Source organism: Paenibacillus sp. BR1-192, from assembly GCF_029542445.1.
Classification (GTDB): domain Bacteria; phylum Bacillota; class Bacilli; order Paenibacillales; family Paenibacillaceae; genus Paenibacillus_AQ; species Paenibacillus_AQ lautus_A.
Map to the genome: position 1 here is coordinate 2815713 of NZ_CP120718.1, position 16325 is coordinate 2832037.

General features: G+C 50.1%; 18 protein-coding genes and 1 pseudogene. 14 read left to right on the plus strand and 5 right to left on the minus strand.

The genetic code is table 11. From position 1 onward, the window contains the following. Positions 1 to 43 precede the first annotated feature (43 nt). Positions 44 to 628, plus strand: a complete 585-nt coding sequence (locus tag P0X86_RS12535) for a TetR/AcrR family transcriptional regulator (protein WP_213577846.1) — start codon at positions 44 to 46, stop codon at positions 626 to 628. Between the two features lie 127 nt (positions 629 to 755). Further along, the gene (locus P0X86_RS12540; RefSeq protein ID WP_096773515.1) at positions 756 to 1298 is read left to right on the plus strand and encodes a DUF6022 family protein; all 543 of its coding nucleotides are present in this window, start codon (positions 756 to 758) and stop codon (positions 1296 to 1298) included. Positions 1299 to 1436: 138 nt separating this feature from the next. Here P0X86_RS12540 and P0X86_RS12545 read toward each other — a convergent pair whose 3' ends face one another. Then, positions 1437 to 2378, minus strand: coding sequence for an aldo/keto reductase (locus P0X86_RS12545; RefSeq protein ID WP_015734618.1), 942 nt, complete (start codon positions 2376 to 2378; stop codon positions 1437 to 1439). Between the two features lie 23 nt (positions 2379 to 2401). Further along, positions 2402 to 3397, minus strand: coding sequence for a Gfo/Idh/MocA family protein (locus tag P0X86_RS12550; RefSeq protein WP_277748594.1), 996 nt, complete (start codon positions 3395 to 3397; stop codon positions 2402 to 2404). A 122-nt stretch (positions 3398 to 3519) separates the two neighbouring features. Here P0X86_RS12550 and P0X86_RS12555 point away from each other — a divergent pair, with 122 nt between their 5' ends. Further along, positions 3520 to 4356 (plus strand): helix-turn-helix transcriptional regulator, encoded by an 837-nt coding sequence (locus P0X86_RS12555; RefSeq protein WP_277748595.1) that lies wholly within the window; start codon positions 3520 to 3522, stop codon positions 4354 to 4356. Between the two features lie 172 nt (positions 4357 to 4528). After that, positions 4529 to 5119: a hypothetical protein gene (locus P0X86_RS12560; protein WP_192572430.1), complete on the plus strand. Its 591-nt coding sequence runs from the start codon at positions 4529 to 4531 to the stop codon at positions 5117 to 5119. A 119-nt stretch (positions 5120 to 5238) separates the two neighbouring features. Here the strand turns inward: P0X86_RS12560 and P0X86_RS12565 are convergent, their stop codons facing one another. Both P0X86_RS12565 and P0X86_RS12570 read right to left on the minus strand, forming a co-directional pair. Then, positions 5239 to 6054 carry a hypothetical protein gene (locus P0X86_RS12565; RefSeq protein ID WP_277748596.1) on the minus strand — a complete coding sequence of 272 codons (816 nt, stop codon included), beginning with the start codon at positions 6052 to 6054 and terminating at the stop codon, positions 5239 to 5241. Between the two features lie 181 nt (positions 6055 to 6235). Next, entirely contained in the window at positions 6236 to 6856 is a 621-nt protein-coding gene (locus tag P0X86_RS12570; RefSeq protein ID WP_277748597.1) for a DUF1796 family putative cysteine peptidase, read from the minus strand. Between the two features lie 533 nt (positions 6857 to 7389). Between P0X86_RS12570 and P0X86_RS12575 the strand changes: the two genes are divergently transcribed. Then, positions 7390 to 8775: an MATE family efflux transporter gene (locus P0X86_RS12575; RefSeq protein WP_277748598.1), complete on the plus strand. Its 1386-nt coding sequence runs from the start codon at positions 7390 to 7392 to the stop codon at positions 8773 to 8775. 115 nt (positions 8776 to 8890) lie between these two features. Here P0X86_RS12575 and P0X86_RS12580 read toward each other — a convergent pair. Beyond that, a pseudogene (locus P0X86_RS12580) lies at positions 8891 to 10542 on the minus strand (FAD-dependent oxidoreductase). 258 nt (positions 10543 to 10800) lie between these two features. On the opposite strand from P0X86_RS12580, the gene P0X86_RS12585 reads away from it, so the two are divergent. The 9 genes from P0X86_RS12585 (at position 10801) to P0X86_RS12625 (ending at position 16325) form a co-directional block, all read left to right on the plus strand. Further along, a complete protein-coding gene (locus P0X86_RS12585) occupies positions 10801 to 11061 on the plus strand; it encodes a metal-sensitive transcriptional regulator (protein ID WP_009591350.1) in 261 nt (86 codons plus the stop codon). A gap of 127 nt (positions 11062 to 11188) precedes the next feature. Then, positions 11189 to 11416, plus strand: coding sequence for a sulfurtransferase TusA family protein (locus P0X86_RS12590; RefSeq protein WP_096773341.1), 228 nt, complete (start codon positions 11189 to 11191; stop codon positions 11414 to 11416). Between the two features lie 88 nt (positions 11417 to 11504). Further along, positions 11505 to 11990, plus strand: coding sequence for a DsrE/DsrF/DrsH-like family protein (locus tag P0X86_RS12595; protein WP_015734628.1), 486 nt, complete (start codon positions 11505 to 11507; stop codon positions 11988 to 11990). Positions 11991 to 12035: 45 nt separating this feature from the next. Further along, positions 12036 to 12401 (plus strand): rhodanese-like domain-containing protein, encoded by a 366-nt coding sequence (locus tag P0X86_RS12600; protein WP_277748599.1) that lies wholly within the window; start codon positions 12036 to 12038, stop codon positions 12399 to 12401. A gap of 29 nt (positions 12402 to 12430) precedes the next feature. Next, on the plus strand, positions 12431 to 12727 hold the full coding sequence (locus P0X86_RS12605) for a rhodanese-like domain-containing protein (protein WP_096773343.1): 297 nt from the start codon (positions 12431 to 12433) through the stop codon (positions 12725 to 12727). Between the two features lie 101 nt (positions 12728 to 12828). Beyond that, complete coding sequence (locus P0X86_RS12610; protein ID WP_277748600.1) at positions 12829 to 13416, plus strand: sulfurtransferase TusA family protein; 588 nt, start codon at positions 12829 to 12831, stop codon at positions 13414 to 13416. 109 nt (positions 13417 to 13525) lie between these two features. Beyond that, positions 13526 to 14653: an MBL fold metallo-hydrolase gene (locus P0X86_RS12615; protein ID WP_277748601.1), complete on the plus strand. Its 1128-nt coding sequence runs from the start codon at positions 13526 to 13528 to the stop codon at positions 14651 to 14653. Between the two features lie 169 nt (positions 14654 to 14822). Next, the gene (locus P0X86_RS12620) at positions 14823 to 15605 is read left to right on the plus strand and encodes a sulfite exporter TauE/SafE family protein (protein WP_096773346.1); all 783 of its coding nucleotides are present in this window, start codon (positions 14823 to 14825) and stop codon (positions 15603 to 15605) included. Between the two features lie 114 nt (positions 15606 to 15719). After that, a complete protein-coding gene (locus P0X86_RS12625) occupies positions 15720 to 16325 on the plus strand; it encodes a class I SAM-dependent methyltransferase (RefSeq protein WP_277749028.1) in 606 nt (201 codons plus the stop codon).

Below are 16325 nucleotides of genomic sequence, written 5' to 3' on the forward strand. Positions count from 1 at the left end.
GAGAACAGCATCCGAATGATGCATAGGAGAGAATAACGCAATCATGAGAAGAACCAAAAGCGAAGCGAACGAAACCATACAGCTGCTGCTAAAGGTGGCCAGGGCACAGTTTGCGGAAAAAGGCTATGCCCATGCGGCTTTAGAAGAGATTGCCGACGAAGCTCATGTTACCCGCGGCGCGCTGTATCATCATTTTAAGAATAAACAAGGGCTGTTTCTCGCCGTACTCGAATTAGTGCAGACGGAAATTGGGCAGCGCGTGGAGGCGGAAGCCGACCGTTACGTGGATCCTTGGGATCAGCTGCTGTTTGGATGTCGGGCCTTTATTGCGACCGTGGTCGAACCGCAGAATAAGCGCATTATGCTTATTGACGGCCCGAGTGTCGCAGGCTGGGAGTCATGGCGCGAGATGGACGAGCAGAATTCGATGAGCCACCTGAGGGAACAGTTGGCCTTGATGCAGCATCAGGGAATGATGAAGGCCGCTCCGGTTGATGCCTTGACGCATGCCCTGTCCGGAGCCTTAAACGAATGCTCGTTGTTGGTGGCACAAATGCCGGAAACGGATAAGGGCATCGAGGAAACCATGCATGTGATTGCCGGCATGCTGCAGGGATTCAGGCTTTAAAGGTTTAAAGCACATGATAAGGTTCACCCCTAATATGGGCCATATATCCAGCAAATCTTACAATTTGCATGAATGTTGTAAGCTGGAGAGGTACATCCAAAAATCCATGAAATGGAAAGGGGTTAATATGAATCCATTGAAACCGCTGCAAGCATTTTTGGAAGCACAGCAGGACAAACCGATCGAAGCCATCGGAAGCTATATTTCCGAACATATTGAACAGAACTGGGAAAAGGTGCTTACCGATAACCGGGAAAAACTGCGAAGGGCATACAACGAGGGTGGGGATATGGCGTACGGGACGTATTTAAACCTGTTATTCTTGCCGGTACACAGGCAGCTCAAGGAAATGGGAATACGTCCCGCACCGAAATTCCCGGGCGACTTCGACATTTCAAGGGAATGGGGAAGCGAGGAAGGAACCGACCAGCAGCGCTGGATGTGGAGCACCGTTTTGTCGCCGGAGGAAGAGCCGCTAGGTACCATCGTCACGATCGTATACCACGACCATACCCAGTTTCGGGTCCCAAGGCAGCCGCGTATTCTAGCCTTGCATGAGACTGGCAAGGAAGACGTCGTTGCGGTCCTTTCACTGAAGTCGGCGGACTTTAGCGAGGCGCTCGAATTTACGGCAGAATATGAACAATATCTGCGGAGTTTGCAGGAGTAGGGGGGCCCGGGAACCACGGGTTCATCTACCTGATTTCAGATTGGGCCTCCATGCCTGAATTGAAGACGTTAAATTGAAAATAAAACGCCTTGAGCCGGATGACGTTATCCTGGCTCAAGGCGTCTTTATCGTTAGGAATCAAGATCGTTGATCAATCGTCAGGTCTAACCAGTCTAATTCTTCCTTCGTCAGGCGGATGTTCGAACCCTCGTCGCAGGATTTCAATTCCTCGGCCGATTGGGCGCCGATTAGCGCGCAAGTAGGGAAGGGCTGGTTCAGTACGTAAGCGAGCGCGATCTGTATGGCAGTCACATTCTTCGAAGCAGCAAGCTGTTTGGCGCGCTCTAACCGCTCCCAGTTCGCATCGCTGTAAAATACCCGTACAAGATCCGCGTTGTCCCGAATCTCCGGAGTGAATCGCCCAGTGAAGAATCCTCGCGCTTGGGAAGACCAGGAGAGCAGCGGAAACTGTTCAGCTTCATGCCAGGCCATCGTCTCCGCATCGGCTGAGACGCAGCCTTTCCAGAAGGGTTCGTTCGGCTTGGCCAGGCTGAGGTTCGGGCTGCTGAAGGAAAAGCCGACCAAGCCGTTTGCGTCAGCATAGGCATTGGCATCCCGAATGCGTTCCCAGGTCCAATTGGATACCCCGATGGCGCCTACACTGCCGTCCGCAATATATTCGTTCAGAGCCTCGATGACTTCCCCCGCCGGAACCTCAGGGTCGTCACGGTGCAATGCGTACAGATCGATGAAATCCGTCTGTAGTCTTTCGAAGCTTGTCGTGATGTCGTTTTTGATGTCTTTTTTGCTGACGCGAGGGCCGTTTTGGTCATGGTGGGCACCCTTTGTCAGAATGACGAGCTGATCCCGGTTCCCCCTTTCCTGCATGTATCTGCCGATGACTTCTTCGCTCTGACCGCCGCAGTATATATGTGCGGTATCAACGGAATTGCCGCCGATCGCAAGGTAAGCATCCATATTGGCGGCAGCTTTCTCGTACGAATCATGATAGAAATAGTCCGTTCCTTTCATGAGCGCAGAGACGGGTTTGTTTAATCCCTTGATTGATATATATTTCATGTTCATCTCCTCCTTGAGTGAATTTACAGCACGATTCTCGTACGTTCGTGGGCAGATTGCAGGCAGGCATCGATGACTTTCATGTTGCGAACCGCATCCTCCGTCGTGTAGCGGAGAGGCTTGTCGTACAAAACGGCTTCCGCTATCCGGTCACCTTGTTCGCTGTATGCGTTTGCATGAGGAACCTCGATTTCTTTGCGTCCATCGCCGGTCGTTAAGAAGAAGTTTGCTCCGTTCTCAGGTAGGCTGTAGGCGTATGGGACTTCAATCAGGCCATCCGTGCCAACAATTTCAAGGGGATTCCGATAAGCCGCCCACATGCCGCAATCAAAGGTCAGGGCAACGTTGCCTTCAAATTCGATCAAGCCGGAGGCCATCATGTCGACATGATCATGCTCAGGCGAGAAGAAGGCTTGAACGGTAACCGCTTCCGGTTCTTTATCCAGCAGGATGCGCGCGGCATTGATCGGATAACAGCCGACATCATAAATCGAACCGCCGCCCCAATCTTTGCGAAACCGGACATTTCCATGATTGGCCGAGCTGTTAAAAGTAAACGCGCTGCGAATGCCCCGAATTTCCCCAATGGCACCGGAGTCGATCATTTCCTTCAGCACGTCGTATCGCGGATGATAACGGTACATAAAGGCTTCGGCTAGAATCACGCCTGCGGCCGCGGCCGCGTCAGCCATTTCGGCCGCTTCTGCTTCCGTCAGCGCCAGCGGTTTTTCGCACAGGATATGTTTGCCGGCTTCCGCTGCACGGATGCTCCATTCTTTATGTAGATGGTTAGGTAGCGGGATATAGACAGCATCTATGGAAGAATCCTCAAGCAAGGACTCATAACTGCCGTATGCAGTCGGAATCTTCAGTTCCTCGGCGGTTTGCTCTGCTTTTGCCTGGTCGCGGCTGGCGATGGCAACGACTTCATTGAAACGGGATTGCTGCAGACCGGGTATGACCGAACGTTTGGCAATGCTGGCGCATCCAAGTATCCCCCAACGAAGTTTTTGAGTCATGTTCATCAGCTCCTATACAACTTATTAAGATTATATTGCGATTATAAAAGACAAGAAATAAAATTGATATAATATTATTTTGTAGTGTTATACAACAATATTGTCATTATAGGAGGATGGAGATGAAACGACAAAGCCATCTGCTGACCCTTCCGCAAATGCCGTTCTTCTGTCTGCCGGAATCGGTAGGGATCTACCGGGATGAGCCGGATCACACGGTGACGCGGGCAGCCGGTTCTTTAAACAATTTCAATATTCACTATGTTGCTTCCGGAAAAGGGCATGTTGAAATCGACAATGTCGTTCATACGCTCGGCCCAGGGGAAGCCGTGCTGTATTTTCCCATGCAAGCTCAGCATTATTACAGCAGCGAGGACGACCCTTGGGATGTCCGCTGGTTCCATTTTTATGGCAGCGGCCTGCAGAATTATTTCATCGAGCGCGGATTTCATAAAAGCCAGCTTTGGAGCATTCGGCAGCCGGCGGCCTTTGAGGAAGCGCATGAAGCACTCTTGAATGAGGCGGAAACCCATCGCATGCTGAAGCCTGCGCAATTGTCCACCTTGACGTATTCCTTGTTATCCGTATTCGTCGAACAGGCGTCCTCCTTATCGGATAATAAATCCAACAATTCGGCGAACCGAATTCACGAGCTGCTGCCCATCATGCAGCAGGAAGCTCCACAGCCGTTTATTTTGGAAGAGTGGGCGGCTAGGTTAGGCGTATCCACGTACTATTTTTGTAAATTATTCCGCAACGTCATGGAGATGACGCCGATGGATTTTGTGACGCGCTGCCGTCTTCAGATGGCTAAGCAATGGCTGCTCGATCATAAAGATAAAACGATCGGACAAATTGCAGTGGAAGCGGGTTACCCGAGCGTCAGTTACTTTAACAAGCGATTTATGGAGCACGAAGGCATGACGCCATCTTCCTATCGTCGCTTGTATGGGGTATAGTTATATGGATTACGTCGTCAGGTCAGGTAAGAACTCGACTTAGGTCCAGGTCCTAATCACACCTATAGTCGGTTATGGAAACGGCTTGCCTCAACTACAATGAAATTAACGAAGGATTTGACGAAATCCGGATTCTATGAATAGTTCATCAATGTATGTGGGGGAAAGCCAAATGTCCGATAACAAAAATATATATGTTCTACTGACTGATACGGGAACGATGTTTACGAAATTGATCAAACGAATCACTGCTGCGCCTTATAATCATGCCTCGCTGGCGCTCGACGAGAACTTGAATGAAGTGTTCAGCTTCGGACGAAAGTGCGCCAACAATCCTTGGGTCGGAGGATTCGTGGAGGAGGATGTGTATGAAGGAACTTTTCGCCACTTCCCCGGCACGCGATGCGCTCTGCTTCGTCTCGAAGTCACCCCTCAGCAATATGAGGCGGCAAGACGCGTGATCCGGCATTACCAGGATGAAGAGGAAGCCTATGGCTATAATCTCATCGGCATGTTCGGCGTGCTGATGAGACTCGATATTACGAGGGAACGATCCTATTTCTGTTCGCAATTCGTCGCCGAAGCGATGAAGCAAAGCAAAATCCATTTATGGGATCGGCCTTCCTCGGCAGTAACGCCGAATGATTTCTTTCAGCATCCGGCGTTTGAGGTTATCTATGAAGGGATGTTATATGATTATCCGCTGCTTGATCAATCCAGATTGGCCGGATGCCAATACCCTCTCCAAACGGTTGCTCGATGAATTATAAAATGCGAATCTTTATGTTAAACATCGCCCCCTTCTACCCATGGTGGAAGGGGGTTCTTATATCATCGCATTGCCGAAATGTCTCTATATGCTAGGATGGACTCGGTAAAACGTTACCTTAATTGTGCATTAGCGCGCGCGATGACGGACTCGATTTTTTGTTCGTAAGTATGGATGCTTTTCTTTTTGGCCAGGATCTGCCCTGAGAGCGTCAGCAGCCTGGACAGGGCATCGCTGGTTCTGGCGGATTCATTGGCCTTTACGGCGGCTTTGAAATTTTTCCACTCGGTTGTCATTAGTTTATTTGGCGTAGTAATAGCGCTTTTATCGCCTTTGATCTTGCTTTTGTACGGATCGATTTCGGACAGGATGGAACGGACTTTAGCCGCTTTGGAAGTTCTCTCTTTTTTGGCCGCCGTAAGCGCAGCCTGCTTGTTTCGTATATCCTCACGTCCCAAGGCAACCAGGAGCTTCATGCCGCCGGCCTGCGACTGCAGCATTTTGGATAGCGATTTGTCCTTCAGTTTTTTGGCTGCGGCGATTTGTTTATTGAGCGCGGAATAGGTATCAAACAGCGGCTGGTATTTGGATTTGGCTGTTTGGAGCTGATCCTCCAGCCTGCGGATTTTGTCCTTGTCGATTTCGCTGATTCGTTTGCGAGTATCCGAAGCTTTGGCTTCATTGGCATAACGAAGGGAAGAAATTCGATCGTCCCAATCCATGACCTGTTTCCGTTCCGATTTAAAATCATCGTACTGCTTCTTCAGTTTCAAACGAACGGTTCCGCCGGCCCGGTCTGCCGTGGCATTCAATTGAGCTTGAACCGAATCGGTGAACTCAATGGCTGCAGCATTCGCGAAAGGAATGGGGGTAAGGGTGAGCAGCAGTACCATCGCAAGGATAGAAAACCATAATCTTTTCAACATCATAATCGCTCCTTCTCTTATTATCATTCCAGCCCAGAAGATCAAGCTGGGGAACCTCCGCCAACGACAAAAAGCACCCGTTAGAAAGGCGTGATAAACGCCTGACTTACGGGTGCTTCCTTCGTAAGGGTTACTGATATGCTTTTTTGTAAATATACGGGAAAAACCTGGTTTTGTCAAACGTTTATTCCCCTTTCGTGAGCGAAAACCCACCAAGAAGGCTCTTCCACGCATCCGAATTCCCTTCCCAGGTCGCCCCCTTCGGGATTTGTATGATAAGCACCCGATCCGAGAACGAGGGAAGATTTACGATTTGTTCACGGTTGCCAAGCAGGACAAATAACAGGGTTACGTTCGGGTTGGCGTATGTTTCGCGAATAACCTGGTTTATCGTTTCGGCATCCTTTATATGCGGGATGATGCGTACGAGAAGCGTCTTCCGATCCGAATTCAAGCAGCGGTTAAAACGCTCGATTCTTCGATCCAGCCGTTCGCGGAAAGCAGGGTAGTCATATAGCGGCTGCTCCTTCGGGTCGTTCCGGAAGTCGTGGAAGGATAAACAAGAGGATCGTTTGTCGCGTACATAATAACAGTTGACGGATTTACCGTAGATATCCAGGTTTTCCCGGAGCATGAATTCGCTGAATCGATGATGGATGACTTTGCAAAATTCTCGGGTTGAAGCGAAGTTGAACCAGTCCCATGGACCTGCCATGCGACGCAGGTTGTTTCTTCTAAGCTGAGCGGCAACCTGACAGTTGTGCCCCAGGCTGAAAACGGCATCGAACTCTATTTGGGTTGTCATGCTACCAGACCTCCTCCAATCTATCATTTGATATCATATGCAGCTTGATAGAGTTGGTATGGAGTAGTGACCAAGGGAAGGCTTGGGGACTGCCAAATCAGCATTGATGTTAGCTGAGGGAGCGGAACACCGCACCCAAAAAACGAAGCGGACGATGGATGCGCCTCGTTTTTTTTCATATATTCATATTTTCCGCGAAAGATGTCAATTGCATCAAAGAGTCCCCGGGTTCAAACCATCATATAAAGGGTTATCACCTGCAAGCTTCCATGAAGCTCCATATATCAGCGGTTTACGGTCATTTTCTGTGCCTTGCATTCGTTGACAGAAACCGGGTCTGGTGATATCCTCCAATCAAAGACGGGGTTTATCCGGGATCAAATGAATCCATCCGTATTGTCCCCTTGGCGAGGGAGTGAGCTCTCCCAAGCGACGGTTACGGCAGCCATTTCTAAATACCGTACGTAAGCCTGAAGCTCTTCGCATGAAGAGTTTTTTCTTTTTATATTACAACGAAAAGAATGTGATGACAGATGTTGGTTCGATTACGAACCCGAATGAACGGTTTGCTTCAACATCATTTATCCGGCGAGTCGATGGACTACCGGCAGATTTTTGCTTTATTTTTTCCGATATTGATCGACCAGGCATTCATCATCGGGTTGAACCTGGTCAACACGGCCATGATCAGCTCGTCGGGCGTTTCGGCGGTCAGCGCCGTGAACATGGTGGACTCCTTGAACATCTTCTTGATTAATGTGTTTGTGGCAGTGGCAACCGGGGGCACCGTCGTTGTTGCGCAGTACAAGGGAAGCGGCAACGCGATGATGGTATCCCGGGCATCCGCCGCCACGGTAACTTCGGTGGCGATGATCGCTTTAGCGATCGCGCTGCTGATCATCGGGCTTCACCAGCCGGTGCTGAATCTGCTGTTCGGCTCAGCGTCGCCCGAAGTGCTGGAGAGTGCGCGGATTTATCTGATCGGAAGCAGCACTTCCTTTATCGGGATTGCGATTGTGCAGGCGGTCTGCGGCGCGCTGAGGGGTATCGGCAAGACCCGCGCATCACTGGCGTTGTCGCTGATCATGAACCTGCTCTACGTTCTGCTGAACATCGTGTTCATCACGCTGCTGAATATGGGCGTTATGGGCATGACGCTGGCCATCAACATCGCCCGTTTTGCCGGGGCCGCCTGCGCGCTTTATTATCTGTTTAAAGTAGACGCAACGCTGCATATCCGCCTGCGGGACCTGTTTCATTTTCCGATATCGATGCTGCGCAAAATTATGTTTATCGGGCTTCCGTTCGCAGCCGAGCAGATGTTCTTTAACGGAGGAAAGCTGTTAACCCAAGTGTTTATCGTCAGCCTGGGCACGTACGCCATTGCAACGAACGCAATCGGATCTTCGCTTGCGGCCGTCTTTCAGATTCCAGCCAGCGCGTTGTCTTTAACGATTGTGACCGTCGTCGGTCAATGCATCGGCCGCGGTAATATAGCGGATGCCCGGAAGTTCATCAAATCTTTTTTGTGGCTTGGCGCTATCTCGCTGGCCTTGATGGGTTTGATTTTGATGCCGCTCTACCGCCCGCTGGTCGGGTTGTTCAACCCGCCTCCGGAAATCGTGAACGATCTGTTCGTGGTGCTGTTGATTAATACGCTTGTACAGGTTCCGCTATGGTCGATAAGCTTTATTCTGCCATCGGCGCTGCGTGCGGCAGGCGACTCGCGTTTTACGTCGATCACTTCGATGCTGACCATGTGGCTATTCCGGGTGATTCTCGGTTATATTATGGGGATCGTTCTGGGCTGGAGCATTCTTGGCGTATGGCTGGCCATGAACTGCGAATGGGGCGTGCGAGGAGCGATCTTCCTATGGCGCTTCCGCGGCAAGAAATGGTATGCGCATAAACTGATTTAGCCATTATCTATTTCAAATAAAGAAAAAAAGCCCCGCATTGGCGGGGCTTTTTTTTATGTTGTTTTGAATAGCAATCCGGTTGTCCATCGATTCAAGGCAGTTTAAGTTGGATCGATTAGGACGGCTTATACACGGACGAGTATGTTTTCCAGCCGCCGTCGAGATTCTTAACCCGAAAGCCGTGCTCGTTCAAAATACGTGCCGCTAAATATCCGCGCAGCCCAACCTGGCAAGTCACATACAGCGTTTCGCTCTCCGGTAGTTCCTTCAGTTGGCTGCGCAGATCGTTAAGGGGTATGTTAATGGAACCTGCGATATAACCGGCTTCCCTTTCCTTAGGTTCGCGAACGTCGATTAAGGTTGCACCGTTTTCAACCAGTTCGTCGATTTCATGCCATTGGACCGTTTCAACCAAGCCATCCAAGATGTTGGCGGCAACATATCCGGCATAGTTAACCGGGTCTTTGGCGGAGGAATAAGGGGGCGCGTAGGAAAGCTCCAGCTCCGTCAAGTCCCATACATTGAGATTTCCCTTGATTGCTGTAGCAATGACATCGATTCGCTTGTCCACGCCATCTGCTCCAATCGCTTGCGCCCCATAGATTTGACCTGTTTCCGAATGGAATAACAGCTTCAAGGAGATGGGATACGCCCCGGGGTAATACCCGGCATGCGACGAAGGGTGAATATGGATGGCGTGATAAGGTAGGTTCATCTGCTTTAGGCGCTTTTCGTTAACACCTGTCGCAGCAACCGTTAGAGCAAATACCTTGGCAATCGACGAACCGAGCGTGCCTTTGTAACGATTGTTTTTACCATAGATATGATCCGCAACCAAGCGTCCCTGCCGATTGGCAGGACCGGCGAGCGGGATAAAGGCCTGGGTCTGAAGGACATAATCCTTTACCTCAATCGCATCGCCGATGGCATAAATGCTCGGGTCGGCGGTCTGCATATATTCGTTAACTTGAATTCCGCCGCGATCATTGACGGGAAGTCCGGCAGCCGACGCCAGCATGCTCTCTGGCCGAACGCCTATCGAAAGCAACGTCATCTCGGTTGATATTCGTTTGCCGCTGGAAAGCTCGATTTGTTGGCCGCCGTCATGAAATGCTTCTACGCCATCCTCAAGAATCAGACGAACTTTTTTTCTTTAAGGTGCGACTGAACGATCGCCGCCATTTCGTAATCCAGCGGAGCCATCACCTGGTTGGCCATTTCGACGACTGTAACCTGGACGCCGCGATCCGTCAGATTCTCGGCCATTTCCAGCCCGATAAACCCGCCCCCGACAATAACGGCTTCCTTCGGCTGGACTTCATCCACGTACCGCTTGATTCGGTCGGTGTCCGGGATATTCCGTAACGTGAATACGTTACGAGCTTCGGACAAGCCGGGAATATCCGGCACCACGGGCTTCGCGCCGGGCGACAGGATTAGATAATCATAGCTCTCGGTGTAGGTTTCGCCGGTAGCAAGGTTTTTAATCGTAACCATTTTTTTATCACGCAGAATGGACGTAACTTCGCTGAGATTGCGAATATCCAGTTCGTAGCGGCGGCTAAGGCCGGGTACGGTCTGCACCATAAGCTTATTGCGGTCGGTTATAGTTTCTCCAATATAATAGGGCAGACCGCAGTTGGCAAACGAAATATATTCCCCGCGTTCCACTAAAACAATGGCAGAGCTCTCATCCAATCTCCGCAGCCTGGCAGCTGCCGAGGCACCACCTGCTACACCGCCGACAATGACGATTTTTTTGCCCATCGAATATTCCTCCCTGAATTGGTGCAAATTATGAATGGATTATATATACCCTATGGGGTATCATAGCATAGGGCAGCATAAAAAGGTGTGACAAATATCAGACATGTCTGTTAATCGGCAAGTTAGAACTCATCTCAATGAAGCTGTGGCAGCCGAAACTTGACAACATACCCATGGGGGTATATATTAAGGACATGCAACCTATATGCTTTAAATCATGCATCCTAATAATAGTACACAGACAGGAGGGGGATCCAGATGGATTACAATGATCAGATGAAGAATCGGGTGAAACGCATTGAAGGGCAGCTGCGCGGCATTCTGAAAATGATGGAGGAGAACCAGGATTGCAAGGAAGTGATCACCCAGCTGTCTGCAACGCGGACGGCGATCGATCGGACGATCGGCGTTGTCGTCAGCTCAAATCTTGTGGAATGCGTACAGCAGGCCGCAGAGACCGGGCAGGATACGGAGAAGCTTGTGGTTGAAGCGGTAAATCTGCTAGTTAAGAGCAGATAATGGGGAAGTGTCCCTCATTTCAATATCTGGAACCACAAATAAGATTGACATGACCTTCGATATCGTTTAATATACCCCCATGGGTATATATAGATCTTATACTCATCCATTTTAAGGAGGAATCATGATGAACGCGGATAAACTATTGGACGTTAAAGGCTTGGCCTGTCCCATGCCGATCGTGAAAACAAAGAAACAGATGAAAGAAATGGAACAAGGTCAAGTGCTTGAGATTCATGCAACGGATCAAGGCGCGAAGAGCGATTTGACGGCTTGGGCCAAATCGACGGGCAACGAGATGCTGGAACATCAAGAGGATGGCGGCGTGCTGAAGTTTTGGATTAAGAAGGGATAATTTTTTTGAGTGTTTTAATACCCATAGGGGTATAAGAGACTTTGCTATTGGATCTATTAATAAACGCATTACAGGGGGAGATCATGACGTGACAGAAACAAAAAAGACAACGATCGTATTATTCAGCGGCGATTATGACAAAGCAATGGCTGCCTATATTATCGCCAACGGTGCGGCCGCATACGACCATGAGGTGACGATTTTCCACACCTTCTGGGGGCTGAACGCATTGCGGAAGGATGAGGATGTCCTGCTGCCCAAGAAAAAAAGCTTCATAGAGAAGATGTTCGGAAAAATGATGCCGCGCGGATCCAACCACATGGGACTTTCCAAAATGAATTTTGCCGGGATGGGTCCCAAAATGATCAAGGACGTGATCAAGAAACACAACGCCGTTCCGCTTCCGCAATTGATCGAGATGGCGCAGGAGCAGGACGTGAAGCTGGTTGCATGCACGATGACGATGGATCTGCTTGGGCTGCAGCAAGAAGAACTGCTGGACGGCATCGAGTATGCGGGCGTTGCGGCGTATTTGGGCGACGCTCAGGATGGCAACGTTAACTTGTTCATTTAAGGAAAACAGCAGCGAAGGCTGCTGTTATAAAGAGAGGGAATAAAGATGGATATTCTCAATGTATTGTTCATTGCACTTATCATTCTGTTTGTCGTTTGGAGAATTCTCCCGGCCAAAGGAGTCAGGCAAATTACCGCGGCTCAGCTAAACCATGAGCTGAAGGATGCCAATGCGAACAAGCAGTTCATCGATGTCCGGACGCCGGGAGAATTCAAGGGAAATCACATTCGGGGTTTCCGCAATATTCCGCTGGATCAGCTCTTGTCGAGCAGCGAGTCGCTCTCCAAAGAGAGGGAAGTGGTATTGATCTGCCAAAGCGGTATGCGAAGCAACAAAGCCAGCAAAACATTAAAGAAATCAGGCTTTGTGAAGGTAACGAATGTGAAGGGCGGCATGAATGCCTGGTCTTAAATTTAAAAGTAAAAGGAGTGCTGATCAGCATGAGAGAAATTTCTCCAAAAGATCTAGAGCGGATGTTGAGTGACGGGACAGCCGTGAATATCATTGATGTGCGAGAAGCGGAAGAAGTCGCGGAAGGGAAAATTCCGGGCGCCGTCAACATTCCCCTCGGTCTGATTGAATTCCGCAAGCAGGATCTTGATCGGTCGAAAGAATATATCATGGTATGCCGTTCCGGCGGCCGCAGCGGCCGTGCAGCTGAATATTTGGAAAGCCAAGGCTATCACGTCGTCAATATGACGGGCGGCATGCTCGCATGGGAGGGCAAAACAGAGTAATCGTGTCTGTTTGAAAAGAATGGGTGTGTTAGTCACCCCCTTTTTTTGAAATGAAATATACCCCTACGGGTATAAATTAAACAATGGAGGTTGTATGTGATATGACAGCAATTGAATCGAATATGAAGCTGGACGCTAAGGGGCTGGCATGCCCGATGCCCATCGTCCGCACGAAAAAAGCGATGAAGGATCTTGAAGCCGGTTATGTGCTGGAGGTAGAGGCAACCGACAAAGGTTCCAAGGCCGACATGCAGGCATGGGCGGAAAGCACGGGCCATCAATATCTCGGTACGATTGAAGAGGGGGATGTGCTGAAGCACTATCTTCGCAAATCGTCAGGGGAAGAAACGGCAGAACGAAGCTATCCACATGTAGCGTCTAATGATCAGCTGGAGGAGAAACTTGCGTCCGGAGCGCCAATCATCGTCCTGGATGTGAGGGAAGCGGCGGAGTTTGCTTTCAGGCATATTCACAATGCCGTATCGATTCCGCTTGGCGAACTGGATGAACGCATGGTCGAGCTGAACAAAGAGGATGAAATCTATGTCATCTGCCGTACCGGGACAAGGAGCGACCTCGCTGCGCAAAAGCTCTCAGCTAAAGGCTATGCAAGCATTATAAACGTGGTGCCGGGCATGAGCGGCTGGAGAGGTGAAACATTGGGCTTGGATGATGGCGCAGATGCTTAAGATGGCTGTCCAATAAGCATGCTTAGCACTTCGTATTTACAATGGGCAGCCGGAAGGAATGTGCAATTTATCAGATCCAATGACTGAATTTAAGAGGAGGAAGAGCACCATGACAATGAGAGAAATGAAAGCGCAAGAAGTGGCCATGAAGGTGATTCGCAAAGAGAGCCTGTTTCTATTGGACGTGCGGAACCCTTCGGATTTTGAAGATTGGAAGATTGAGGGCGAAGGAGTTCGGCATTTGAATATCCCTTATTTTGATTTGATTGACGGCGTGGAAGAAATATTGGATCAAATCCCGATGGATCAAGAAGTGCTGGTTGTATGCGCCAAGGAAGGATCGTCGGTGATGGTGGCCGAGATGCTGGCCGAGCACGGACGGAATGTCGCGTACTTAAAAGGGGGGATGAAAGCCTGGAGCGAACATCTTGTCCCGCTGAAAATCGGCAGCTTGGCGGATGGCGGCACGCTATATCAGTTTGTTCGTATCGGCAAAGGTTGTTTGTCTTATATGGCGGTATCGAACGGCGAAGCGGCTTTGTTTGACGCTACCCGCATGACGGAGGTATATCTTGAATTTGCCGAAAGCGTGGATGCCCAAATCAAGCATGTGTTCGATACCCATCTCCATGCAGACCATATTTCCGGCGGTCGAATGATTTCTGAGCAGACAGGAGCCGTATACTGGCTTCCGCCAGAGGATGCCAGCGAGGTCGTGTTTAAATACGAGCCGTTGAAGAACGGCGATCAAGTGGTGATTGGCGGGAGCACCATCCGCATCGATGCGCTCCATTCTCCAGGCCATACCATCGGATCCACTTCGTTTGTCATAGATGACCGCTACCTGCTGACAGGCGATATTCTGTTTATCGATTCCATCGGCCGTCCGGATCTGGCGGGACTGGCAGACGATTGGGTCGGCGATTTGCGGGAGACGCTCTATGCCCGCTTCCCCCATCTATCGGATGATCTGACCGTGCTGCCGGCGCATTTCATGATCATGGACGAATTGAACGAGGACGGGACGGTCGCGAAGAAATTGGGAGAGCTGTACCGGGAAAACCATGGCCTCAACATCGCCGACGAGACGGAATTCCGAACATTGGTAACGCAGAATCTGCCGCCGCAGCCTAACAGTTATCAGGAAATCCGTCAAACCAACATGGGGAAAATGAACCCTGACACCGAGCGGCAGCGTGAGATGGAGATTGGGCCGAACCGCTGTGCCGTACGTTAATTTTAACAAGGACGTCTGATGTTAAGAGGCAGGATTATTCATAATTAGGAGTCATAGCAAGGGGCGATAACAAGATCGGCCATGGATATAAACGTATGAAACAAGATGTAAAGAGATCCGAGGGAACCAGAAGGTTCCCTTTTCTAAATAGAAATAAGGGGGCAGCACGATGGAACTAAGTATCTCCTTCATCATAACGATATTTTTAATCGGATTCATTGGCTCTTATATATCAGGGATGGTTGGCATCGGCGGATCGATTATCAAATACCCGATGCTGCTGTATATCCCGCCGTTATTCGGCCTTGCGGCTTTCACCGCGCATGAAGTATCGGGCATCAGCGCCGTACAGGTATTCTTTGCCACGATCGGGGGCGTGTGGGCATACCGCAAAGGCGGATATCTGAACAAAACGCTCATTATCTATATGGGTTCGGCCATATTGCTGGGCAGCTTCATCGGCGGTTTCGGCTCCAAGATGATGAGCGAAGGCGGCATCAATCTCATCTACGGCATATTGGCGCTGGTTGCGGCCGTGATGATGTTCATCCCGAACAAAGGGGTGGACGATATTCCCCTGGATCAGGTCAAGTTCAATAAATGGCTGGCCGCTGTGCTTGCTCTTGTGGTCGGAATCGGAGCCGGTATCGTCGGAGCGGCCGGCGCGTTCCTGCTCGTTCCGATCATGCTGGTTGTATTGAAAATACCGACGCGGATGACCATTGCCACATCGCTTGCGATCACCTTCATCTCATCCATAGGTTCGACGGTTGGCAAACTGACGACGGGGCAAGTGGATTATATCCCCGCCCTTATTATGGTTGTTGCCAGCTTGATCGCTTCTCCACTCGGTGCGGCCGCAGGCAAGAAGATGAACACAAAGATACTGCAGATCATTTTGGCCGTTTTGATCCTGGCAACGGCCATCAAAATTTGGCTGGACATTCTATGATGGTTCTATCGTTTAAGTAAGAGGCGATGCTGCAGAGGATGAAACAGGCATGGTAATATGGTGATATGCCCAATGTTATTCAAGTAATTGATGATCAATAGGGGGGATCCAATGATGAATCCATGGAATGAACGGTTTCAGGGCGAAGACTATGTCTTCGGAACCGAGCCCAATGTATTTATAGCCGACATGCATAAGAGGTTGGCATTAACGGGTAATGCGCTTGCGATCGCGGAGGGCGAAGGACGAAATGCGGTGTTTCTGGCACGCGAAGGCATGAACGTTACCGTGTGGGATTATGCGGAGTCCGGCCTGAACAAAGCCAATAAGCTGGCCGAAGCCAGCGGCGTTGAGATTCGCACCGAGCTTGTGGACCTTGGGGAAGCGCAGTGGACGAAGGAGCAATGGGATGAGATCATTTGCGTGTTCGGACATTTTCCCAAAGAATTGAGAACAAGGACGCTGGAAGGCGTGAAAACCGCGGTGAAGCCGGGAGGATATTTTCTCACCGAAGTGTATTCCCCGTACCAGATTCCTTATCGAAGCGGGGGACCGCAAGATCCTCAGTTTTTATACGCGCCCGGGGATTTCCTCGAAGCTTTTGCGGATTGGCGAATTGTCCATTTTTTCATGGGTGAGGTCGTTCGGCAGGAAGGACAGGGGCATCAGGGCTTGTCCCATGTCCTTCAGTTTGCGGGGCAAAAGCCGTCCATCAAATGA